Source organism: Comamonas kerstersii, assembly GCF_008801935.1.
Classification (GTDB): Bacteria; Pseudomonadota; Gammaproteobacteria; order Burkholderiales; family Burkholderiaceae_C; genus Comamonas; species Comamonas kerstersii.
The window spans coordinates 265918-290099 of the sequence record NZ_VZOT01000003.1; the positions used below are offsets into that span (position 1 = coordinate 265918).

General features: G+C 60.1%; 17 protein-coding genes and 5 tRNA genes. 7 read left to right on the forward strand and 15 right to left on the reverse strand.

The window, feature by feature from the left end; genetic code table 11:
- Positions 1 to 29 precede the first annotated feature (29 nt).
- The 6 genes from F7P80_RS06550 to F7P80_RS06580 form a co-directional block, all read right to left on the reverse strand.
- Entirely contained in the window at positions 30 to 1109 is a 1080-nt protein-coding gene (locus F7P80_RS06550; RefSeq protein ID WP_151043498.1) for a YcjF family protein, read from the reverse strand.
- Positions 1110 to 1176: 67 nt separating this feature from the next.
- Positions 1177 to 1548, reverse strand: coding sequence for a hypothetical protein (locus F7P80_RS06555; protein WP_130932711.1), 372 nt, complete (start codon positions 1546 to 1548; stop codon positions 1177 to 1179).
- Positions 1549 to 1595: 47 nt separating this feature from the next.
- Positions 1596 to 1799 carry a hypothetical protein gene (locus F7P80_RS06560; protein WP_133936465.1) on the reverse strand — a complete coding sequence of 68 codons (204 nt, stop codon included), beginning with the start codon at positions 1797 to 1799 and terminating at the stop codon, positions 1596 to 1598.
- 604 nt (positions 1800 to 2403) lie between these two features.
- Positions 2404 to 2964 (reverse strand): ClbS/DfsB family four-helix bundle protein, encoded by a 561-nt coding sequence (locus F7P80_RS06570; protein WP_275950271.1) that lies wholly within the window; start codon positions 2962 to 2964, stop codon positions 2404 to 2406.
- Between the two features lie 96 nt (positions 2965 to 3060).
- A complete protein-coding gene (locus tag F7P80_RS06575) occupies positions 3061 to 4212 on the reverse strand; it encodes a tyrosine-type recombinase/integrase (protein WP_151043500.1) in 1152 nt (383 codons plus the stop codon).
- A 229-nt stretch (positions 4213 to 4441) separates the two neighbouring features.
- Positions 4442 to 5995: a fumarate hydratase gene (locus tag F7P80_RS06580; protein WP_151043502.1), complete on the reverse strand. Its 1554-nt coding sequence runs from the start codon at positions 5993 to 5995 to the stop codon at positions 4442 to 4444.
- Positions 5996 to 6183: 188 nt separating this feature from the next.
- On the opposite strand from F7P80_RS06580, the gene cls reads away from it, so the two are divergent.
- The 3 genes from cls (at position 6184) to F7P80_RS06595 (ending at position 10631) form a co-directional block, all read left to right on the forward strand.
- Entirely contained in the window at positions 6184 to 7635 is a 1452-nt protein-coding gene (cls, locus tag F7P80_RS06585) for a cardiolipin synthase (protein WP_151043504.1), read from the forward strand.
- A gap of 144 nt (positions 7636 to 7779) precedes the next feature.
- Positions 7780 to 9177: a class II fumarate hydratase gene (fumC, locus tag F7P80_RS06590; protein WP_058880258.1), complete on the forward strand. Its 1398-nt coding sequence runs from the start codon at positions 7780 to 7782 to the stop codon at positions 9175 to 9177.
- A gap of 182 nt (positions 9178 to 9359) precedes the next feature.
- Positions 9360 to 10631, forward strand: a complete 1272-nt coding sequence (locus F7P80_RS06595) for a sensor domain-containing diguanylate cyclase (RefSeq protein WP_249041401.1) — start codon at positions 9360 to 9362, stop codon at positions 10629 to 10631.
- A 128-nt stretch (positions 10632 to 10759) separates the two neighbouring features.
- Here the strand turns inward: F7P80_RS06595 and F7P80_RS06600 are convergent.
- The 9 genes from F7P80_RS06600 to uvrC all read right to left on the reverse strand — a co-directional run bounded on the left by F7P80_RS06600 (position 10760) and on the right by uvrC (position 16676).
- Positions 10760 to 10835, reverse strand: a tRNA-His gene (locus F7P80_RS06600).
- Between the two features lie 49 nt (positions 10836 to 10884).
- A tRNA-His gene (locus F7P80_RS06605) sits at positions 10885 to 10960 on the reverse strand.
- Positions 10961 to 11025: 65 nt separating this feature from the next.
- On the reverse strand, positions 11026 to 12927 hold the full coding sequence (locus tag F7P80_RS06610) for a SurA N-terminal domain-containing protein (RefSeq protein WP_054065843.1): 1902 nt from the start codon (positions 12925 to 12927) through the stop codon (positions 11026 to 11028).
- Positions 12928 to 13172: 245 nt separating this feature from the next.
- Positions 13173 to 13248: transfer RNA gene (locus F7P80_RS06615), tRNA-Val, on the reverse strand.
- A gap of 53 nt (positions 13249 to 13301) precedes the next feature.
- Positions 13302 to 13377: transfer RNA gene (locus tag F7P80_RS06620), tRNA-Val, on the reverse strand.
- Positions 13378 to 13426: 49 nt separating this feature from the next.
- A tRNA-Val gene (locus tag F7P80_RS06625) sits at positions 13427 to 13502 on the reverse strand.
- Between the two features lie 18 nt (positions 13503 to 13520).
- Entirely contained in the window at positions 13521 to 13793 is a 273-nt protein-coding gene (locus F7P80_RS06630) for an HU family DNA-binding protein (protein WP_054065527.1), read from the reverse strand.
- Between the two features lie 309 nt (positions 13794 to 14102).
- A complete protein-coding gene (pgsA, locus tag F7P80_RS06635) occupies positions 14103 to 14669 on the reverse strand; it encodes a CDP-diacylglycerol--glycerol-3-phosphate 3-phosphatidyltransferase (RefSeq protein ID WP_151043506.1) in 567 nt (188 codons plus the stop codon).
- 63 nt (positions 14670 to 14732) lie between these two features.
- Positions 14733 to 16676: an excinuclease ABC subunit UvrC gene (uvrC, locus tag F7P80_RS06640; RefSeq protein WP_151043508.1), complete on the reverse strand. Its 1944-nt coding sequence runs from the start codon at positions 16674 to 16676 to the stop codon at positions 14733 to 14735.
- Between the two features lie 201 nt (positions 16677 to 16877).
- On the opposite strand from uvrC, the gene earP reads away from it, so the two are divergent.
- The 4 genes from earP to F7P80_RS06660 all read left to right on the forward strand — a co-directional run bounded on the left by earP (position 16878) and on the right by F7P80_RS06660 (position 24076).
- The gene (gene earP / locus F7P80_RS06645; protein WP_151043510.1) at positions 16878 to 17960 is read left to right on the forward strand and encodes an elongation factor P maturation arginine rhamnosyltransferase EarP; all 1083 of its coding nucleotides are present in this window, start codon (positions 16878 to 16880) and stop codon (positions 17958 to 17960) included.
- A 158-nt stretch (positions 17961 to 18118) separates the two neighbouring features.
- Positions 18119 to 18673 (forward strand): elongation factor P, encoded by a 555-nt coding sequence (gene efp / locus F7P80_RS06650; protein WP_054065529.1) that lies wholly within the window; start codon positions 18119 to 18121, stop codon positions 18671 to 18673.
- Between the two features lie 333 nt (positions 18674 to 19006).
- Positions 19007 to 22843, forward strand: coding sequence for a trifunctional transcriptional regulator/proline dehydrogenase/L-glutamate gamma-semialdehyde dehydrogenase (gene putA / locus F7P80_RS06655; protein WP_151043512.1), 3837 nt, complete (start codon positions 19007 to 19009; stop codon positions 22841 to 22843).
- Between the two features lie 141 nt (positions 22844 to 22984).
- On the forward strand, positions 22985 to 24076 hold the full coding sequence (locus tag F7P80_RS06660; RefSeq protein ID WP_420809988.1) for a branched-chain amino acid ABC transporter substrate-binding protein: 1092 nt from the start codon (positions 22985 to 22987) through the stop codon (positions 24074 to 24076).
- Positions 24077 to 24182 lie beyond the last annotated feature (106 nt).

Consider the following 24182-nt stretch of genomic DNA (forward strand, 5'->3'; position numbering starts at 1 on the left):
CGTCCCCTGCGCTCTTAGCGGCAACAGCCTTAGCCACCGCGCACCATCGACATGATCTTGGCCGTATTCAGCCCACGCGCGGTTTCCTGGATTTGCGGTAAATAACGCGCTTGCAACTGGCGGCCATCTTGCATGACGTGTTGGTAGGCATCTTTAAGCATGTCCGTGCTCAACGCGCGCCCGCCGGCGTAGTACTGGTTGGCCACATGCCCCAGGGCATAGGTGCTGGCAAAGCTCATGCCGCTGCTGACGGCCTGCTTACCCAGCCCACCCAGCAATCCACCGCCGACCTTGCCCAGCAGACCACCCAGCAGCTTGCGCCCGGCCTGCTCCAGATACTGCGAAGTCAATCCCACGCCCAGCGTTGCCAGAAAGTCTTTGATATGGCCGCTGTCCAGCTGATAGCCATAGCTCTGGCCGATCTGATAGACCAGTCGCATCTGCAGCGGAATGATGGCCAGTGTGGACAGATTCTCTGGCAGCAGCTCAATGGCACCGTTAAGAATCGAGGCTTTCAAAATCTTGCTGTCCATTTCTTGCACAGACAAGGTACTGGGGCGGCGCTGCGCGGCATTCTGGGGCAAGGCATCGACTGCCGCAGGGTGTGGAGCGGCCACGCTGGCAGGCAGCTGCACCACGGCTTCTGGCGCAGCCGCCACTTGCACCGGCGCATCTGCCACGGCATGGGCCTGGGCATCAAACTGACCATAGGTACTGGCCAGTGCAGCTGCTGCACCAGCTGCTGTGCCAGCCACTGCACCAGTTACAGCGCCGGTAGCAGCGGTACCCTGACCGAGCGCCTGACGCAGCTGGGCCAGAAAGGCATCTTCCTTCACGCTGGTGTGGCCGTCCGCATCACATACGCATACGGCCATTTCATACGCCAGCTGGCGTGCTTCACTGCTTACCAGTCGGGCCACAGCAGACTCCAGGTTCACGCGACGCAGCAGCACGTCTTGGTACAGGCCGGGCAGGTTAATGGCCTGGTCACCCGCCAGCCCTTCGGCGACCTGACGGATCTGCTCACGCTCACGGTCATGCTTTTCGCCATCGGCAAACGAGGCCAAAAGGCACACAGTCAAAATAGCGCGAATTTCGTCGTGGGTCATGCAAAAAGCTCCAGGCAAAGATCAAGACAGTGTCTGAGTGTGCCAGCCCTGAGAAGGTTCCCCTTGCCTACTTCTTGAACCACGCCATCGCCTGCGGCGTGAACGTCAAGGCACAAGCCACGACTGGCAGCGCCAGCTGCAGCACATACAGCACCAGATGCAGGCCACCTTCGGGCATTTCAGGCTTGTAGATGGGGAATAAGACCAGCGATGCCCCCACCGCCAGTGCCAGCAAGCAGCGCATGACATTGCTGCCGCGATACAGGCTGTACGCCACCACGGAAAAACCCACAATGCAGAACGCCCAGATCGCCATGCCCACTGCTGAGGAAGGCAGGCCACTGCCATAAAGGGCCAGCCTGAGCAGGGACAAGACGCCGTAAACGGCAATCAGGGTGGCGGCGATGGTCACAGATAAAGGTGTTGGAGTGCGATGCATGCTGCAACTATGCCAGTGCCTGGGCGGTGCGCTACACATATCCAGCGCTACCGGGACATGGGCTGCTGCGGATGGTCAGCCGCCAGCCGCCAGCGCAGGAGTGCCAGGCCCGTCTGCGCATGAAGCTTCTTGCACATCAGCACAAAACCCTGCCTGGCGTAGAACGCCCGGCCGATAAGGTTGCGCGCAAACACCTCCACCTCCAGCGCTCCTTGCAAGGACTGCGCCACCGCAGAAGCTGCAGCCCACACTTTCAGAACGCTCTCACAGTCTGTACTGGCGGATCATGGGTGTTGGCGGAAGTTGGAGGGGTGACAGACCAGCTAAACCGGCCTCCGAAGGCAGGGCAGCTTGAGTGCCAAGTTAGAGTTTTTTGTCAACAAAGGCATCCGTTGCCTTTGCAAGGTCTTTGATAAATCTAATAACTCTTTCTAGGGAACCTCTGGATAACTCGATTTCAAGCGTGATAGTGCTTGAACGAGTGTGATGTTTCCTTGCCCCTGGCACTCAAGATGCCCGCAGTTCGCGGCCACATGCTTGAGGCGTGGCATGGAAGTTCCATATCGAGGCCGGACGGTGTATCGGTGAACCGTCCTTCGTGACGTACAGGCAACGAACCGCCAGCGTCGAGGAAGGCACGCTTTCGCACAACCTGCCGCAGCAAGCCGGGGCGTAGGCCCACAAGTCCCGACCATTGCAGCGAGGCGCGGCCTTCACCGCAAGCGGAGCGCGCAGCGCCGCAGGCGCGAAGACGTGAGGGATTGACGCCGAATGGCCGTGACGTTGAAGACGGCACGGGGCGCAGCCCGAAAGCCCGGCGGCGTTTTGCGCCGACACGCAAAGAACAAGAACTGGTCAGACGATACCGTTGGCCTTCTTCCATTTGCGCAGCCGCACCCGCGCATTGGCATAGGGTGATGATGTATTGAACTGGATCATCCGACCTTTGGTGTATTTCTCATACCAAGGCGTGCCATACAGCGAGGCATCGGTTTCCTGCTCTACCAAGGCCATGATGCGCCCATTCACATCCGAGAACTGCCGCAACAAATCGGCATAGGCAACACCAGCATGGTCGGCATAAAACTTCTGCGCCAGCCTGCCCAGTTCGTTCCACTTGTAGCCAGTCTCAGGGAAATCGACCGGCAATCCCTTGGCTTTGCCATCGCACCATTTCAGCACCAGCAGATTCCAACCAATCAAATAGGCTACTAGATCGGACACGCTCATCTGCGTGCCTTGTGCATGCCCCTCCAGCGTTGCCTCACGAGCATGCTCAGCCGGCACACTGGCAAGATCGTGCATCAGTTTCTGATAGGTGGTGCGAATGGCATCCAGCAACTCCTGTTTGTTCTGTGGAACCGCCATACCGATCCTCCATTTCGCTTCGGCGAAATTGCCGATTGAAAGCTGCATTTTCGCGCTGTGACGGCCTTGTGGCCAGTCGTGAAAGTCCGCCCGAGGTACTTGGGCGTCGCCACGTCGCCTGACCGAAGGTGGCGGCGTGGCGGTTTAGGGCTGTGGATGTCCAACCGAGCGCGGCCACTGCCGCGACCGGATTTTTGACCACCGGCCCCAAGGCGGAACGGCTTGGGGCCGGTGCTGATTCATGCCCACCTTGGTCGGCACGCCCGAATTGGCAATATCGGTCGTCGCACGGTGGCGGATGCCGTGCGTACCGACGTGCGGGACACCGGCAGCCTTGAGCACGCGCGTCCAGCCGCCGTAGTGCTCACCGTAGGTCATGTGACGGGTCGTGTCGTTGGGCGACGGGAGGACGTAGGGGCAGCCGTCCCGGCGTGGCGCGGTGGACAGCAGCCGATAGGCTTCCTCACTCATGGGCTTGGAAATCCCACCCGTCTTGCTATCGGGCCAGACGACCCGCCGATTCTCCAAATCAATCCAATCCCATTCGAGCGAGCAGATTTCGGAGCGGCGGGCGGCGAACTCGAACTGCAGGCGGATCGCCAAGGGGATGACGTAGTTCTCCAGTCCTTCCGCCTCCAGGTGTTCCAACTGACGAAAGATCCGCACCAGTTCATCGTCCACGATGAGTCGGGTTTCCTTGCCGGGTGGGTACATCGGGACGTGGCGGCACGGATTCGTGCCGTCCGGGCGCAGCCCCCACACTTCGGCCAGGTTGAACATCTTGCGCAGCACGCCGAAGGTTCGATTTGCCTCGGCCTGCTTGTAGGCCAGCTTCTTCATCAGCGCGGCCACGTCCGGGCGCTTCACGTCCTGCACCTTCATCCGGCCCATGATCGGGATGATGCAGCGGTCAATGACGCCCTGATAGCCGCGCTGGGTGCTGGGCTTGTTGCGCTGCTTGGAGTAGTCCTCCATGAAGGTGTGGCAAAACTCCTTCATGGTCGGCGCCTTGCGGGCGGCGTTCTTGGCCGCGCTGGGGTCGCCGCCTTTGCGCACCTCGGCCAGCCACTCCTGCGCCATCGTGCGCGCCTGATCGACCGTCAGTTCCCCGTACTGGCCCAGGGCGGGTTTGCGGCGCTCGCCGGCATTCGTGCGGTACTGGAGCATGAACACCTTGCGGCCCGCCGGGGTGATCTTGCACAGGAAGCCAGGCACCACGGTATCTCGCAGTTCGATGGCCTTGTCTTGAGGTTGTGCCGCATCGACTGCGGACTTGGTGAGCTTGATCTTCGCCATGATGACTCCTCGGAAAGCCCGGTTTCCAAGAGCCGCATGGGAGCCACGCGAGGGGAAGCTGGGTCAAGTTTCGGAAAGCACCGGCATATATTGAACTCGCCTAAGTGATTGATAAACCTGCTGTATCGAGCCTTGGCGTAGTCCAGCGAAATGCGGTACTGGAGTCATCGTGAAACAAAAAAACCGCCCGAAGGCGGTTTGGGTCTTTCAGGGCCGAAGCGCTGGTGCTTCAGGCACCTGCAACGGTGATACCCTTGAATTCACCGGTAGCAATCTTTTCCTTCCAGATGGCAGGGCCGGTGATGTGGGCGCTGGTGCCGCCGGCGTCCACCGCCACGGTCACGGGCATGTCCACCACGTCAAATTCGTAGATGGCTTCCATGCCCAGGTCTTCAAAGCCGACCACCCTGGAATGCTTGATGGCCTTGGAGACCAGATAGGCTGCACCGCCCACGGCCATCAGGTAGGCCGACTGGTGCTTCTTGATGCTGTCGATGGCCACGGGGCCGCGCTCGGCCTTGCCGACCATGGCGATCAGGCCGGTCTTTTCCAGCATCATGTCGGTGAACTTGTCCATGCGGGTGGCAGTGGTAGGGCCTGCGGGGCCGACCACTTCGTCGCCCACGGGGTCCACGGGGCCAACGTAGTAGATCACGCGGTTGGTGAAGTCCACAGGCAGCTGCTCGCCCTTGGCCAGCATGTCCTGAATGCGCTTGTGGGCAGCGTCACGGCCGGTGAGCATCTTGCCGTTGAGCAGCAGGGTGTCGCCGGGCTTCCAGGAAGCCACTTCTTCCTTGGTCAGGGTGTTCAGGTCTACGCGCTTGGACTTGTTGTAGTCAGGCGCCCAGTCCAGCTTGGGCCAGGTGTCCATGGAGGGTGGATCCAGGTACACGGGGCCAGAGCCGTCCAGCACAAAGTGGGCGTGGCGGGTAGCTGCGCAGTTGGGGATCATGGCCACGGGCTTGGAGGCAGCGTGCGTGGGGTACATGTTGATCTTCACGTCCAGCACGGTGGTCAGGCCGCCCAGGCCCTGCGCACCAATACCCAGTGCGTTGATTTTTTCGTACAGCTCCAGACGCAGCTTTTCCACGTCGTCCAGCTCAGCACCGGAGGCTGCCTTTTCCTGGAGCTGGTACATGTTCAGCTCTTCCATCAGGCTTTCCTTGGCCAGCAGAACCGCTTTTTCTGCCGTGCCGCCAATACCGATACCGATCATGCCGGGTGGGCACCAGCCAGCGCCCATGGTGGGGATGGTCTTGAGCACCCATTCCACCAGATCGTCGCTGGGGTTCATCATGATCATCTTGGACTTGTTCTCGGAGCCGCCGCCCTTGGCCGCTACGGTCACTTCCACGGTGTTACCCGGCACGATCTGCACGTTGATGACGGCAGGCGTGTTGTCCTTGGTGTTCTTGCGCTTGAAGTGAGGGTCTGCCACCACCGAAGCACGCAGGGTGTTTGCGGGGTGGTTGTAGGCACGGCGCACGCCTTCGTTGATGGCGTCTTCCAGGCCCATGGTGAAGCCGTCCCACTTCACATCCATACCCACCTTCAGGAACACGTTGACGATGCCGGTGTCCTGACAGATAGGACGCTGGCCCGTGGCCGACATCTTCGAGTTCGTCAGGATCTGCGCCATCGCATCCTTGGCCGCAGGGCTTTGCTCACGCTCATAGGCGCGCGCCAGGTGCTGGATGAAATCCGGGGTGTGGTAGTAGCTGATGTACTGGAGCGCACCTGCGATCGAGTCGATCAGGTCTTGCTGTCGGATGGAGGTGGTCATCGTGGAGCTTCTCAGGTTTGTTATTGCGCGGGTTGCGCGGAAAAAAATCCTGTTGATTATCAGCGCATCCGGAGCCTGCTGCGCAGCAAATCTGACAAGTCTTATATAGGACTCGACGATTGCTCTTGCATGACTGCGCGATCACATGCAATGCAGGAAGCCGCCTGCAGCACGGTATGCTGCTGCCCATGACATGGATTCTTCTGGTCTTGCATTTGCTTGTAGTCGTCGGGCTGGGTCTGCGCATTCTCTGGCGTACCGATCTGCGCCCCGATGTTCGCATGGGCTGGCTCGTCACCGTGGTGCTGCTGCCGGTCATCAGCTGTGTGCTGTACTTTCTGTTCGGTGAGGTCGCCCTGCGCCGTGGCGGGCGTGCTCGCCACCGGAAAGTGCGCGACTACATGCTGCGCCACATGCAGACTCCCATGCCGAATGCGCAGACGGTGCAGCAGGAGATGCTGCACACGATTGACCGCCCCTGGCACAGCGCCTTTGGCTATGCGGCGTCTATCAACGGCTTTCTGCCCAGCAAGGGCCACTGCGCCGAACTGATGGCCGATGGCGCTACGGCCCGCGCGCGCATGCTGCAGGACATGGATGCGGCACAGCACGAAATTCATGTGCTCTACTACATCTGGCTGGACGACGAAACCGGCCGCAACATTGCCCAGGCGCTGATTCGCGCCGCCCAGCGCGGGGTGAAGTGCCGTGCCATGGTTGATGGTCTGGGCTCGCGTGCACTGGTGCACTCGCCACTGTGGAAAGCCATGGAAGCCGCTGGCGTGGAAGTGGCTGTGGCCCTGCCCCTGAGCCACCCGATACGCGTGCTGCTGACCAGCCGCATTGACCTGCGCAACCACCGCAAGATCACCATCATTGACCGCCAGATCACCTATTGCGGCAGCCAGAACTGTGCTGACGAGGCTTTTTTGCCCAAGGCCAGGTTTGCGCCCTGGGTGGACATCATGCTGCGTGTGCAAGGCCCTGTGGTGGCGCAGATGCAGTGGGTGTTTGCCAGCGACTGGAACCAGTCGGAGGCCCAGCCCTTTCCCCCCCCAGAACCTCCCCCCCTGCCTTGCGCAGAAGACAGCGGCTTTGCCGCCGTGGTGATTGCCGAAGGCCCAACGGAGCGTGCCCGCTCCACCTCGCAGCTGATGCTGCAGCTGCTGGCCTGTGCGCAGCAGGAGGTGGTGATTTCTACCCCCTACTTTGTGCCCGATGCCACGGTGCTGGACGCCCTGTGCGCAGCCGCCTGGCGGGGCGTGACCGTGCGCATGATCTTTCCGGCGCGCAATGACTCTGCCTTTGTGGCCGCAGCCAGCCGCAGCTACTACCAGCGCCTGCTCACGGCTGGGGTACAAATCCATGAGTTCACCCCCGGCCTGCTGCACGCCAAAACACTGTGCGTGGACGGGCAGGTGACGCTGCTTGGCTCCACCAATCTGGACCTGCGCAGCTTTGACCTGAACTTTGAAAACAACATCCTGCTGCAGGACGCGGCCATCACGGCCGCCGTGCGCCAGCGCCAGGATGACTACATGGCACAGTCGCACCCCGTGACGCTCAAAGACCTGAAGGCCTGGCCATGGTGGCTGCACATCTGGAACAACCTGCTGGCCATGATGAGCCCGGTGCTGTAGTCCATCCTCTATCGCTGCTATTGAGAATAACTCTCAACTACTGCGCTACCATGTGGACTCTATCTCTCACATCTGCGGCAGCACTTTGTGGCGGCAGCGCCATGTGCACCACCCATGCCGCACAGACAACAGGAGTACGCATCCATGACTGCCACCCGCCTGGAACAAGACAGCTTCGGCCCCATCGCTGTGCCTGCCGATAAGCTCTGGGGCGCACAGACCCAGCGTTCACTGCACAACTTCAAGATCAGCGGTGAGCGTCAGCCACATGAAATCATTCACGCGCTGACTCAGGTGAAAAAAGCCAGTGCCACTGTGAACTGTGCGCTGGGGCTGCTGGATGCAAAAAAAGCCAAGGCCATCATTGCAGCTGCCGACGAAGTACTGGCAGACCAGCACCCGGATGAATTTCCGCTGGTGGTCTGGCAAACCGGCTCCGGCACGCAGACCAATATGAACGTCAACGAGGTGCTGGCCAACCGTGCCAGTGAAATCCTCGGCGGTGAACGCGGCGAAGCCCGGCTGATCCACCCCAATGACGACGTCAACAAGAGCCAGTCCAGCAATGACGTCTTCCCCACGGCCATGCATGTGGCGGCCGTCACGGCCATTGAAACCCGGTTGCTGCCCGCCATTGCCACCCTGCGCAGCACGCTGCAGGCCAAGAGCGAGGCTTTTGCAGACATCGTGAAGATTGGCCGTACCCACCTGCAGGATGCAACGCCGCTCACACTGGGTCAGGAAATTTCTGGCTGGGTGGCACAACTGGCGCATGGTGAACGCCATGTGCGCGCGGCACTGCCACACCTGCATGAACTGGCCTTGGGCGGCACCGCCGTAGGTACGGGCCTGAATGCCCCGAAAGGCTATGCCGAAGGGGTAGCGCACGAGCTGGCCCAGATGACGGGCTACCCGTTTGTGACTTCGCCCAACAAGTTTGAGTCACTGGCTTCCTGCGACGCGCTGGTACATGCCCATGGCGCACTCAAGACACTGGCGGCAAGTCTGATGAAGATTGCCAACGATGTACGCTGGCTGGCTTCCGGCCCACGCAGCGGCCTGGGTGAAATCACCATTCCTGAAAATGAGCCCGGCTCATCCATCATGCCCGGCAAGGTCAACCCCACGCAGTGCGAAGCCATGACCATGCTCTGCGCCCAGGTGTTTGGCAACGACGTTGCCATCAACTTTGGCGGCGCTTCTGGCAACTTTGAGCTGAACGTTTTCCGCCCCATGGTGGCCCACAACTTCCTGCAAAGCGTGCGCCTGCTGGCCGATGGCATGCTGAGCTTTAACGAGCACTGCGCCACAGGCATTGAGCCGCACAAGGAGCGCATTGAAGAACTGGTGGAGCGCTCGCTGATGCTGGTCACTGCCCTGAACCCGCACATCGGCTACGACAAGGCCGCCCTGATCGCCAAGAAGGCACACAAGGAAGGCAGCAGCCTGCGTGAAGCAGCGATTGCCAGCGGCTTTTTGACAGCGCAACAGTTTGACCAGTGGGTGGTGCCCGGAAAGATGGTGGGCAACCTGGAAAATTGATAGCTTTCAGCGCTAGATCCATAAGCCTTAGAGCCAGATTCGAATCAATATCTCGAACCTGGCTCGCTTTGTTTGTGCGGCTGCTATCTGCAGTGGTGATCGCAGTCTTCTCCTACAAAAATTGCTGGTGCTGCTTTGGTATGATTTGAAACAAATATTTACATTCAAGCATCCCATTGATCGTGACAGCAAGCATTGCAGCCCTAACGCCCACGTCCCATTTATTGCAGGCTGCCGTTGACCAGTCATTCAACGCCGTTGTCATCACCAACGCAGATCACAGCAGCCAAGGCCCTTGCATCACTTACTGCAACCGTGCCTTTGCAGCCATGACGGGCTACAGCGCGGAGGAACTTCTGGGCCAGTCGCCCCGGATTCTGCAAGGCCCGCTCACAGATCCCAAGGTCATACAGCATCTGCGCCAATGCCTGCAGAACGGGGAGTTCTTCCAGGGCTCAACGTTTAACTACCGCAAGGATGGCAGCGCATACCTGGTGGAGTGGAATATCTCTCCGGTGCGGGATGCAAGCGGGCAGATACAGGCTTATGTCTCCGTGCAGCAGGACATCACCGCCAGGGTGCGTGCTGAACAGCGCCAGGCCTTGCTGGCCAAAGCGCTGGACGCCACGCATGATGCCGTTCTGATTGCCGACCACCAGGCACACATCCTGTTTGTGAACCATGCCTTTGAGCAGCAGACGGGTTACAGCAGTGCAGAAGTGCTGGGGCGAACACCACAGTTTCTGCAGTCGGGCCAGCATACGCCAGCGTTTTACAACCAGCTGCGTGCTGCCTTGCAGCAAGGCAGCAGCTACCGGAACACCTTCACCAATCGCCACAAAAACGGCTCGCTGTACTACGCCGCGCAAACCATCTCACCCATCAAGGATGAACATGGAGCCATCTCACACTACGTGAGCGTGAGCAAGGACGTGACCGCGCTGGTGACGCACACCAGAGAGCTGCGCCAGCAGGCGTACCACGATGCACTCACCGGCCTGCTCAACCGGCGCGCTGGTGAAACGCAGCTGCAGCTGTGCAGCCAGAATGCACAAATGCGCCAAAGCCACTATGCACTGATCCTGTGTGACATCGACAACTTCAAGCAGGTCAATGACCGCTTTGGCCATGAAACGGGTGACCATGTACTGCGGCGCTGCGCAAGCCTGCTCAGTGCCAGCGTGCGCAGTGGCGATACCGTGGTGCGCTGGGGTGGCGAAGAGTTTCTGATCATTCTGCCCGACTGCCCACCCAGTGCAGCCCTTGACCTGGCAGAGCGCATTCGCAGCACCGTTGCCAGCCACGATGACCCAGTCATTGGCGGCTTCACCATTTCGCTGGGGGTGGCGACCTCTGAAACCATTGAAGACCATACCGCCCTGCTGCGCAAGGCAGATTCCGCGCTGTACGCCTGCAAGCGCAATGGCCGCAATCAGGCGCTGATCGCCGCATAGTGCTGCGGCTTCATGCATGACAGGCCGCGTACCACGCCTGTCGCACTGTCACACATGTCGTGCGGCATGCAGCACTGAGAAGCACAAAAAACAAAAGCCCCAGGCGTTGAACCTAGGGCTTTTTTGTTTGGGGTGGCTGATGGGGCTCGAACCCACGACAACAGGAATCACAATCCTGGACTCTACCAACTGAGCTACAGCCACCATGTAGAGGTTAAAAACCCGCCTGAGCGCAGGCGGGTTTTGCAAATTTTGGGGTGGCTGATGGGGCTCGAACCCACGACAACAGGAATCACAATCCTGGACTCTACCAACTGAGCTACAGCCACCGTAGAGATTCAAATTATAGCGTGTTTTCGAGTACCTCAGGAAAACGCGCTATAAATTTTTTGCTTCAAGGGCGATCCACCTTAAACTGAACGTCGAATTTCTTCTTGAGCAGTTCGTAGTAGGCAGCGCCTTCTGCAGAAGCAAACAATTGTACATACTGCAGCAGTGCCTGACGGGCAATTTGCGCATTTCTTTCTTCAGAAGGCAGTACTTTTTCAAGCTTGACCACGGCATAGCCCTCATCACCCAGGCTCACGCCCGACCAGGAAGGCAGAACGTCGGTCTTGGCCTGCAAAGCGGCATTGACCACGGACACGGGCTGGCCATGGGTCTGCTCGCGCGACACCACGATGGCAGGCGACAATCCCTGGGCCTTGGCGGCATCAGCCTGCCATTCCTTGAGCGCAGCTTCACCCGCTTCGCGGGCCAGCACGGCAGACTGCTGCTCCACATACAGGTTCTTCACACGGTCGGCCACTTCATCGAAGCTCAGCTGCTTGGCAGGCTGGTAGCTCACCACACGGCCAGAAGCCATCTGGTTGGTGCCAACGTCCACGGCATCGGTGTTGCGCTTGTTCTCCAGGCTATCCGCTGTAAACAGGGCATCCAGGAAATCCTTGCTGGCCAGTGCACCCTGTGCTTCAGGCTGAGGATCGCGGGTTACACCATCGGCGGTGTGCAGCTTCAGACCCAGCTTGTCGATGACAGGCTGCAGGCTATCAGGCTGCTCGAACACGATGCTGGCAAATTGCTCGGCCACTTCCGCAAACTTGCGCTGCGCCTGCTGATCCTTGAGGTCGTTGACAATCTTTTCGCGCACAGATTCAAAGCTGGGAACCTTGGGTTCCTTGACGTCAGTGACCTGAATCACGTGGTAGCCAAATTCGCTTTCCACCACATCACTGACTTGACCGTTCTGGAGGGTAAAGGCCACCTGCTCGAACTCAGGCACCATGGCGCCACGCGAGAAGAAGCCCAGATCGCCACCGGAAGCCGCAGAGCCGGAGTCCTGCGACTCAGCCTTGGCCACCTCTGCAAAACGCGAGGGATCTTTCTTCAGTTCATCAGCAATACCCTGTGCCTTGGCCTTGACTGCTTCACGCTCGTCTGCAGACATGCTGCGTGGCGCATTGAGCAGAATGTGGCGGGCACGGCGCTCTTCCTTCTCATCCGTCAGGCGAGAAGCGTTTTCCTTGTAATAGGTCTGCAGGTCAGCTTCGTTCAGTTCGATGCCGTCGCGCACAGCCTCCAGATCCAGCACCACATATTCGACCTTGGCCTGCTCAGCCTGCTGGAACAGATCCTTGTGGCTTTCATAGAAAGCCTTGAGGGCTTCATCGTTTACCTGCACCTTGGCTGCAAAGTCCTTGGACAGGAACTGCGCCACCTGAATTTCACGGCGCTGCAGGAAGGCATCCATGGCGATATCAGCCACAGCAGGCGTTGCAAATGCGGTATTCATCACATTGCCCAGCACCTGGCCCAGAGACATGTCACGACGCAGGGAGGCTTCAAAGCCTTCTGGCGTCATGCCCTGCATGGCCAGCAGTGCACGGTAGCCGTCTGCATCCAGCGTGCCATCAGGCTTGCGCAGGCTGGCAATGGCAGGCACTTCCTGCAGAGCACGAGCCAGCGCGGCATCGCTGGTCAGCAGGTGCATCTTCTGTGCCGCAACCTGCATGACACGATCGCGGACCATGCGCTCCAGTGTGGCATAGCGCGCTTCAGGCGAGTCCAGCAACTTGGCATCAATATTGGGGTTTTCGGCACGCAAGCGATCGCTTTCATAGCGATGCATGTTGTCCCAGTCGTTCTGGGTAATCTCCTGCCCATCCACACGCGCTACCGTCGGACTGGCGACGGAGAAGTAACTTTGGTCAACGCCAAAAAAAATGAACGAGGGAATGATCAGCAAGAACAACAAGATCATGACGAACTTGGAATGCTTGCGGATTGATTCGAGCATAGTCAGTCTTTCAGAGGATGCAGACAAAAAAGGCGAACTCTCGCTCGCCTTTTAGATGGGGATTGCGCCGCCTTCCAGACAGACGGCAGCACGCGAACCGAAAAGTAAACCCGAGGATTCTACTCGCTGCGCCCTGGAATGCACTTCGCGGACATGGGTGATTTGCCGACAAAGTGACAGCCCAGCACATGAACAACAAAAAAGCACCTTGACTTTCGTACAAGGTGCTTTCGGGTGGATTGAAGTGGTGGGTGCTAACGGGGTCGAACCGCTGACCTACGCCTTGTAAGGGCGCCGCTCTACCAACTGAGCTAAGCACCCACTGCAATCTCTCAAACAGGTGGTATCCGATTGCAGGGATACCTCACAGCGAATGGTGGGTGCTAACGGGGTCGAACCGCTGACCTACGCCTTGTAAGGGCGCCGCTCTACCAACTGAGCTAAGCACCCGCTGTGAAATAAAAAAGCATTTAGACAGCTAAATGCTTGGACAGTGGGGTGGTGGGTGCTAACGGGGTCGAACCGCTGACCTACGCCTTGTAAGGGCGCCGCTCTACCAACTGAGCTAAGCACCCACTGTCAAATTCTTTGGATCAGTTAACAGCGTCCTTCAGTGCCTTGCCGGGACGGAACTTTGGCACTTTGGCAGCCTTGATCTTGATGGCATCACCGGTACGTGGGTTACGACCAGTGCGTGCTGCGCGCTTACCAACTGCAAAGGTACCGAAGCCAACCAGGGAAACCGTACCGCCCTTTTTCAGGGTTTTCTTCACAGCATCGATCGTCGATTCCAGCGCACGTGCTGCGGCAGCCTTGGAGATATCGGCGTTGTTTGCGATGTGCTCAATCAGTTCAGTCTTATTCACAAGATGCCTCTCAGTAAATGGTTGCAGAGCGCCTTTGCGACGACACCTTCATAGAAGGTTCACACCAGATGGTGCTTATCAGCGACAAGGCGAGATTCTAGTCAGGTTTCTTGGGTGTTTTGGGAAAACCGTGAAAATTTTTTCCTTGCTGCCGCCTGCGAAGCAAGCCTTCACACAGGCAGACAGTCCTCAGCCCAAGCGCCTCAAGAAACCACAGAAGGGTTGTACACGCCTGCAGCCTTTCAGGCAATAAGAAAGCTCCGGATGCAGGGAATGCGCACAGACTATCTGCCTCTTACCCCGCACAGATCAATGCTTGACGCGGCTTTTGATCTCAGGAATGGCCTTTTGCATGTAGTAGACCATGGACCAGACGGTCAGCACGGCTGCCACCCAGATCAGGATGGAGCCCAGAAACTGCGCATCCACACCCAGCAGCTGACCATGGAACAGCAGCAGCGGGATGGCGACCATCTGCACCGTGGTTTTCACCTTGCCGATCATGTGCACGGCCACGCTCTTGCTGGCACCGATCTGAGCCATCCACTCGCGCAGCGCAGAGATGGCAATTTCACGGCCAATAATGATCAGCGCCACAAACACATCGGCACGCTGCAGATGCACCAGCACCAGCAGGGAAGCACACACCAGGAACTTGTCAGCCACGGGATCCAGGAATGCACCAAACGAGGACGTCTGGTTCAGCCGCCGTGCCAGAAAGCCATCGAGCCAGTCTGTGAGGGCAAAAATGACAAACATCAACGCCGCAATCAGATTGCGTGTCTCAGGCGCAAATGGTGCATAGAACACCCCGACGATCAAAGGGATCGCAACAATGCGCGTCCAGGTCATCAAGGTGGGAATGGTGAAAAACATAGCTGCGATTGTGTCACGGCTCAAGCAGTTTGCACGCAAGCCTGTCCAGAAAGCGTGCTGCACTCAGTGCAGGGCACGGTAAATTTCATCTGCCAGACTGGCGGAGATACCTTCAACGGTCATCAGGTCTTCCACGCTGGCATTGGCCACGCCACGCACACCACCGAAGCGCTGCAGCAGGCGTGCACGGCGCTTGGGCCCCACGCCCGGGATTTCTTCCAGACTGCTCTGCCCCACGCGCACCTTGGCGCGCTGGGCCCGCATGCCGGTGATGGCAAAGCGGTGCGCCTCGTCACGAATCTGCGCCACCAGCATCAGGGCTGCTGAGTCATGCCCCAGATAGACCTTGGGCCTGCCGTCGGCAAACACCAGCTCTTCGAGCCCCACCTTGCGGCCCTCGCCCTTTTCCACACCGACGATACGTGAAATATCCAGGCCCAGCTCGGTAAACACTTCACGCGCCATGCTGACCTGGCCCTTGCCGCCATCCACCAGCACCAGATCTGGCAGACGCGGTGCACCGGCTTGCGGCTCTGCACCACCAGCGGCCTGAATGGCATCTGCCACCGGCTTGTAGCGGCGTGTGAGCACCTGACGCATGGCGGCATAGTCGTCGCCCTGCGTAATGCCTGTGATGTTGAAGCGCCGGTATTCACTGCTTTGCATCTTGTGGTGATGGAACACCACACAGGAGGCCTGCGTGTTCTCGCCCGAGGTGTGCGAGATATCAAAGCACTCGATGCTCAGCTCTTCCAGGCGCTCCTGCGGCAAGTCCAGTGCCTCGGCCAGCGCACGGGTGCGTGCCTGCTGCGAGCCTTCTTCGGACAGCAGACGTGCAAGCTGGATGGCTGCGTTTTGCTGCGCCATCTCCAGCCAGATGCGGCGCTGCTCGCGCGGCTGATGCACGGCGGCCACCTTGTAGCCCGCCTGCGCGGACAGGGCCTGCATGAGCTTGACATCCACCACCTCGCTGAGCACCAGCACCGGAGGAATGGGCACATCCATATAGTGCTGCGCCAGAAATGCCTCGAGCACGCGCACCTCTACCGACGTGCTTTCCACCGCGTCTTCCGACTCGTAGACGCCCATGGCATCGTCCAGCTGCGAAGGGAAGTACGCCCTATCACCCAGATGGCGGCCACCGCGCACCATGGCCAGGTTCACACAGGCGCGACCGCCCTGCACCTTCACCGCCAGGATGTCCACATCCTTGTCGTCCGTGGTTTCAATGGCCTGCTGGTGCAGCACCTTGGACAGTGCCGACATCTGATTGCGGATTTCCGCTGCCTTTTCAAACTCCAGCTTGTCCGCGTGCGCCATCATGCGCGCTTCCATCTGCTGCAGCAGTGCCTGGGTTTCGCCACGCAGCATGGCCTCGGCATTGCGCACGTCCGCCGCGTAGTCCTCGGGACTGATCAGATCCACGCAGGGGCCGGAGCAACGCTTGATCTGATAGAGCAGACAGGGGCGTGAGCGATTGGCAAACACCGTGTCTTCACAGGTGCGCAGGCGAAACACCTTCTGCAGCAGCTGGATGCTTTCCTTGACCGCCCAGGCACTGGGGTAAGGGCCAAAGTAGCGGTGCTTTTTGTCGGTGCTGCCCCGGTAGTAGGCCATGCGTGCAAAGCACTGCTCGGCAGGAGCGCGCGCATCGCCATCGTGCGCGGAATTGCCCGTGAGCTTGAGGTAGGGGTAGCTCTTGTCGTCCCGAAACAGAATGTTGTACTTGGGGTGCTGGGTCTTGATGAGGTTGTTTTCCAGCAGCAGTGCCTCAGCTTCGCTGCGCACCACCGTGGTCTCCAGCCGGGCAATCTTGCTGACCATGTGACCAATGCGTGTACCGCCATGGTCTTTCTGAAAGTAACTGCTCACCCGGCGCTTGAGATTTCGCGCCTTGCCCACGTACAGCAGCTGGCCTGCTGCATCGAAGTAGCGGTAGACACCGGGCAGCGAAGGCAGTGCCGCTACCTGGGCCAGAATTTCTGGAGAATGCTCAACAATCGACATGGCTGCATTGTGGCGGTTTGTACCTGCACCCACGCAACAACGGCCTATATTTCTAAAGTGATAGCTACCTGCGCTTGCCAGATGGGCGCTAGCGGCCAATTTCACTGTGAAACGCGCAATCACGCACCGGCCACAGAGCCCTTGCAGCTGCGCTACCATCGCCCGCCTTGTGTTTCCTTCAGGTTTGCCCTCTGCCGCACCATGTCTGCTTCAGCCACTGCCACTACCCAGCCCCGCTGGGACATCTTCTGCCAGGTCATAGACAACTATGGCGACATTGGCGTGTGCTGGCGGCTGGCCGCAGAGCTGGCCGCACGCGGCGTGCAGGTGCAGCTGCGCATTGACGATGCCAGTGCATTGGCTTGGATGGCTCCGCAGGGCGCACCCGGCGTGCAGGTGCTGCCCTATGACGCGCACTATGCCGCACACCCTGATGTAGTGATTGAAGCCTTTGGCTGCGAAGCGCCACAGGCTTATCTGCAAGCCCTGGCCCAGCACCATGCCAGCGCCGCGCGCAAGCCCGTGCTGGTGAATCTGGAATACCTGTCTGCCGAAGACTATGTGGAGCGCTGCCACCGCCTGCCATCGCTCATCATGTCCGGCCCCGCCAAAGGCATGACGCGCTGGTTTTTCTACCCCGGCTTTACCGAACGCACCGGCGGCCTGATCCGCGAGCAGCAGCTGCACGAGCGCCAGGCGCAGTTTGACCGCGATGCCTGGCGCAGCGCCCACGACATTGCTGCCCAGGCAACAGCTGTTTCGCTGTTTTGCTATGAACCTGCCGCCTTGCCGCAGCTGCTGCAGCAACTGGGCCAGCCCACCACAGACTGGCAGCCGCACCTGCTGGTAACACCAGGCCGGGCCACAGCGGCCGTGCAGGCGCTGGGCGCACCAGATGGGTTATCCACCAGCTTTTTGCCAGCCCGCAGCCAGCGCGAGTTTGACGACATGCTCTGGGCCTGCGACCTGAATCTGGTGCGCGGCGAAGATTCACTGGTGCGCGCGCTATGGGCGGGCCAGCCTTTTGTCTGGCACATCTACCCGCAGCATGACAATGCCCACCACGCCAAGCTGGATGCTTTTCTGGACTGGCTGGATGCCCCCGAGAGCCTGCGCCGCTTTCACCATGCCTGGAACGGCATGCTTGCCCCTGAGAACCTGCCCGTTTTAAGCCCCGCACTGCTGGACGAATGGCACAGCTGCGCACGGTCTGCGCGCCAGCGATTGCTGCAGCAAACTGATTTGATTGGCCAGCTGCAACCGTTTGCGGCAGAAAAAAGCTAAAATCCCATCTTTATCTTCTATAGCCAGCGCTGCATACCGCGGCGCTGCGTGACAAGACCTCCGCCGCGGAACATGCGGCAGGCCCTCTGCTTGGATCGCTGAAGCGACATGCTTGCCTGCCGTGTTGAGCGGCTTCAACCAAACCCGCTAAGCAAGCTATGAAAATCGCTCAAGAAATCCGCGTTGGCAACGTGATCATGTACGGCAAGGACCCCATGATCGTTCTGAAGACTGAATACGCTCGTGGCGGCCGTGGCGCTGCAACCGTGCGTATGAAGCTGAAGTCGCTGATCGGCAACTTTGGTACAGAAAACGTGTTCAAGGCCGACGACAAGATCGACAACGTGATCCTGGACAAGAAGGAGTGCACCTACTCCTACTTCGCAGACCCCATGTACGTGTGGATGGACGAAGAGTACAACCAGTACGAAGTGGAAGCCACCAACATGGGCGACGCCCTGAACTACCTGGAAGACGGCATGACCGCTGAAGTGGTGTTCTACGAAGGCAAGGCCATCTCCTGCGAACTGCCCACCACCATCGTGCGCGAAATCACCTGGACTGAGCCTGCCGTCAAGGGCGACACTTCCGGCAAGGTGATGAAGCCTGCCAAGATCGCTACCGGCTTCGAAGTGGCTGTGCCTCTGTTCGTGGACCAGGGCGACAAGATCGAAATCGACACACGTACCGGCGAGTACCGCAAGCGCGTGTAATGCGTGTTGCGGCATGTAACCGCAACCCATCGCAGCAAAGGCTTCCAACTGGAAGCCTTTTCTTTTTTCGGCTTTCGAATAAATAGCAGTTAGCGCTTGCTACACAAGCCATTCAAGCACAAAACATTTGCAATCGCAGAAAAATCAAGCGCCAGAAGCTCTTTTATTAATAGCACTCCAGAGACAGCCCGCACACTCAGCCACCGCTCTGGCACAGCGCTTGCATGAACCCGATCACCCAAAGGTTGCACGTTTGCCGACAGGGTAAAACCCCAATACCAGCCACAGGTTGCACCTTCCAGAATCGCCGCACTTCAAAAGGGTTCTGTGGTTATGGCTACGACAACGATTGGCATCAAGGTGGATGAACGCATGCGTGACCGGCTCAAGGCTGCTGCACAGCGGCTGGGCTGCACCCCACACTGGCTGCACAAGCAGGCACTGCACTGCTATCTGGAAGCCATCGAACAGGGCAAGCCGCTGCCCGAACTGGAGTACCTGGGTGCTACCTCCAGCCATGAAGAGGTAGAACCCGAGGCCCTTGGTGAGTCCCAACAGCCCTATACCCCGTTCTATGCACTGGCGCAGGATGTACAGCCCCAAAGCGTGCTGCGTGCAGCCATCACGGCGGCCTACCGCCGCCCGGAAACCGAATGCCTGCCACTGCTGATCGCTCCGGCCACCAGCCCCAATCCTGAAGCCGTAGAGCAGCTGGCCACCCGTCTGGTGCAGTCTCTGCGCGACAAGCGCCACAAAAAAACCGCCGGCGTCGAAGCACTGGTACAGGAGTACTCACTCTCCAGCCAGGAGGGTGTGGCCCTGATGTGTCTGGCCGAGGCCCTGCTGCGCATCCCCGACCGCGCCACGCGCGATGCGCTGATCCGCGACAAGGTCAGCAAGGGCGACTGGAAGTCGCATACCGACTCCCCTTCCCTGTTCGTGAACGCCGCCACCTGGGGGCTGATGATTACGGGCAAGCTGGTCAGTGTGCACAGCGAGCAAAAACTGGGCGGCGCCCTCACCCGCCTGATTGCCAAGGGTGGGGAGCCACTGATTCGCCAGGGCGTGAACACCGCCATGCGCATGATGGGCGAGCAGTTCGTGACCGGCCAGACCATTGCTGCGGCGCTGGCCAACAGCCGCAAGCTCGAAGACAAAGGCTTTCGCTACTCCTACGACATGCTGGGCGAAGCCGCCACCACCGAGGAGGACGCACTGCGCTATCTGCAGTCCTACGAGCAGGCCATCCACGCCATCGGCCAGGCTGCACAGGGCCGGGGCATTTACGAAGGCCCGGGTATTTCCATCAAGCTCTCTGCCCTGCACCCACGCTACAGCCGTGCCCAGCGCGAGCGCGTCATGCACGAGCTGTACCCGCGCCTGCTGCGGCTGGCCGAGCTGGCACGCCAGTACGACATTGGCCTGAATATTGACGCTGAAGAAGCAGACCGGCTGGACATCTCGCTCGATTTGCTGGAGCAGCTGTGCTTTGCACCAACGCTTACCGGCTGGAATGGCATTGGCTTTGTGGTGCAGGCCTACCAGCGCCGCGCCTTCTTTGTGCTGGACTGGCTGATCGATCTGGCGCGCCGCAGCAAGCACCGCCTCATGATCCGTCTGGTCAAGGGCGCTTACTGGGACACGGAAATCAAGCGCGCCCAGGTCGATGGGCTGGAAGACTACCCCGTCTTCACCCGCAAGCTGCACACCGATGTGTCCTACCTCGCCTGCGCGCGCAAGCTGCTCGATGCGCCCGAGACCATCTACCCACAGTTCGCCACACACAACGCCCACACCCTGGCCAGCATCTACCACATGGCGGGCAATAACTACTACCGCGGCCAGTACGAATTCCAGTGCCTGCACGGCATGGGCGAAGGGCTGTATGAAGAAGTCGTGGGCGATATCACGCAGGGCAAGCTGGCGCGCCCCTGCCGCATCTATGCCCCCGTGGGCAGCCACGAAACCCTGCTGGCCTATCTGGTGCGCCGCCTGCTGGAAAACGGTGCAAACAGCTCCTTTGTGCATCAGATTGGCGACGACAGCGTGCCCATTGCCCAGCTGGTGGCAGACCCTGTGGCTGCCGCACAGGCCATCACACCACTGGGCCGTCCGCATGACCGCATCCCCAGCCCAGCTGCGCTCTACGCTGCGCAGGGCCGCAGCAATTCCAGCGGGCTGGATCTGAGCAATGAGCAGCGCCTGGCTTCGCTGTCTGCAGCGCTGCTCAGCAGCGTCAAGCCCATCCACGCAGCCGCTCCCCACGGCTCCCACCTGCCCGCCCAGCCCGTGCGCAATCCGGCCCATGTGCAGGATGTCATCGGCGAGGTGCGCATGGCCACGGCTGCCGAAGTGGCCACCGCCATGGCGCAGGCCCGGCACGCCGCCCTGATCTGGCAGGCCACGCCCGTGACCGCCCGTGCACAGGCACTGAGCCGCGCAGCCGATCTGATGCAGGCACAGATGCAGCCGCTCATGGCCCTGCTGTGCCGCGAGGCAGGCAAGACCTTGCCCAATGCCATTGCCGAAGTGCGCGAAGCCATTGACTTTCTGCGCTACTACGCACGCCAGGCCGAGCAGTACCTCAACAACGACTCACACCGCCCGCTCGGCGTGGTGGTCTGTATCAGCCCCTGGAACTTCCCGCTGGCCATCTTTACCGGCCAGATTGCCGCGGCGCTGGCTGCGGGCAATGCAGTGATTGCCAAGCCTGCCGAGCAGACCTGCCTGATTGCCACGCAGGCCGTGGAGCTGCTGCACCAGGCTGGCATTCCTGCCCATGCGCTGCAACTGCTGCCCGGCGAAGGCGAAACCGTCGGCCAGGCACTGGTGGCCCATCCTGATACCGACGCCGTGGTGTTTACCGGCTCCCACCCCGTGGCCCAGCACATTCACCGCACGCTGTCTCAGCGCCTGGGCAGCCATGGCAAGCCTGTGCCACTGATTGCCGAGACTGGCGGCATCAACGCCATGGTGGTGGATTCTTCGGCCCTGGCCGAGCAGGTGGTGGGCGATGTACTGCAGTCTGCCTATGACTCGGCAGGTCAGCGCTGCTCTGCCCTGCGCCTGTTGTGCCTGCAGGAAGACAGCGCAGACCATGTGCTGCACATGCTGCAAGGCGCGATGCAGGAGCTGCGCACAGGCAACCCGGACCAGCTGTGCACCGACGTAGGCCCCGTCATTGACCCGCAGGCCATGGCCGACATTGAAGCCTACGTAGCTGCCATGCAGGACAAGGGCCATAAGGTCATCCGCCTGAAGCTGCCACCGGAATGCCGCAATGGCTACTTTGTGGCCCCTACGCTGATTGAGGTGAGCCAGGTACAGGATCTTCGCCACGAAGTCTTTGGCCCCGTGCTGCACGTGCTGCGCTATGCACGGGAAGACGTGGATGCGCTCATCGACCAGATCAACGCCCTGGGCTTTGGCCTTACTTTCGGCGTGCATACGCGCCTGGATGAAACCGTGGCCCGCCTGTCTGGCCGCATCCATGCCGGCAACATCTATGTGAACCGCAACATCGTCGGCGCCGTGGTTGGTGTGCAGCCCTTTGGCGGCGAAGGCCTGTCAGGCACCGGCCCCAAGGCGGGCGGCCCGCTGTACCTGTTCCGCATGCTGGCCCAGGCACCTGCGCTGGAGCAGCTGCCCATTCCCACGGCACAGGGCACACACAGCCTGCAGATAGAGGCCGGGCAACAGCTCATGCTCGACGGTCCCACGGGCGAAACCGACCAGTACCTGCTGCGCCCCCGTGGCCTGGTCTGGTGCATGCCCCAGACCGTAGACGGTCTGCAAGCCCAGTGGCAGGCCTGCCAGAAGACGGGCAACACCATGCTGCTGCAGGACAGCCCTTTCCTGCACACCCTGGTGTGCAACTGGCAAGCGGACAACGCGCAGGCACAGCAGGCCGCACTGCACTGGGCGACAGAACAGACGCTGGCCGAGCTGCCTGTGCAGGCGGCGCTCGTAGAGAGCGATACCGACGCCCTGCTGGCCCTGCAGCAGCAGCTGAGCACACGCAATGGCCCACTGCTGCTGGTGCAGGGACTGACCACGGAAGAAATTCGCCACGGAGAGCACTACCGGCAGGAACATTTATTGCGAGAAGTGAGCATCTCCACCAACACCACGGCGGCAGGCGGCAACGCCAGTCTGATGATGGTGGGTTAAGTCCGCATTCCTCTGGCCGGCTTGTCTCTCTACAGTCCGGCTTCCCCCTAACCGATCCAAGGAGAACGCAGCATGCAAGAAAAACATCATCTCAAGACGCTGGCAAAGACCGTGGCACTGGCCTGCGCCTTTGGCGGCCTGATGGGCACAGCACAGGCTGAAACCACCGTCCGTCTGGGCTTTGCAGCACCACTGACCGGCCCCCAGGCCCACTACGGCGAAGACATGCGCAACGGCTTGCTGCTGGCGCTGGAAGAAGCCAATGCCAAGGGCATCAAGCTGGACGGTGACACCGCCAAGTTTGTACTGGTCTCCAAGGACGACCAGGCGGACCCCCGCACCGCCGTGCAGGTGGCACAGCAGATTGCAGACGAAGGCGTCAACGGCATGCTGGGCCACTTCAACTCCGGCACCACGATTCCTGCTTCGCGCGTGTACAACGAAGCTGGCATTCCCCAGATCGCCATGGCCACCTCGCCCGAATACACACTGCAGGGCTACGACACCACCTTCCGCATGATGACCAGCGACACCCAGCAGGGTGCTGCCGTGGGCCTGTTCATGGTTCAGGACCTGGGGGCCAAGAAGATTGCCATCATTGATGACCGCACGGCCTACGGTCAGGGCCTGGCCGATCAGGTGATTGCCGCTGTCAAGCGCGCCGGGGGCGAAATCGTGGCCCGTGAATACACCACCGACAAGGCCAATGACTTCACTGCCATCCTGACCAGCATCAAGGCCAAGGGAGCGGACGCCATCTTCTTTGGTGGCCTGGACGCACAGTCTGGCCCCATGCGCCGCCAGATGGCCACACTGGGCCTGACCCTGCCATTGGTGTCCGGCGAGATGACCCGCAGCGACACCTTCCTGAAGCTGGCTGGTGAAGCCGCTAACGGTACTTATGCCTCGCTGGCTGGTGTGCCGCTCAAGACCATGGCCCAGGGCGAACAGTTTGCCCAGGCCTACAAGGCCCGCTTCAAGGCTGAGCCCGGCGTGTATGCGCCCTACGCCTATGACGGTGCCTGGAACATGATCACTGCCATGGAGCAGGCCGGCTCCGCCAAGACCGACAAGTACCTGCCCAAGCTGGCCGGTCTGAAGCGCAGCGGTGCCACCAGCGCCAATATTGCCTACGACAAGAACGGCGACCTCAACGAAGTGGCTGTGACCATCTACACCGTCAAGAACGGCAAGTGGGAAGAGGTCAAGACCATTGTGGATTCCGCCAAATAAACAAGGCTTCTGCCGACCAACACTTCACTGCCTGTGAACGAAGGGTTGGTCGGTTTGTTTTTCGGCATGCGCGGCCAACGCACTTGCTTTCTCCATCTGACCTCGC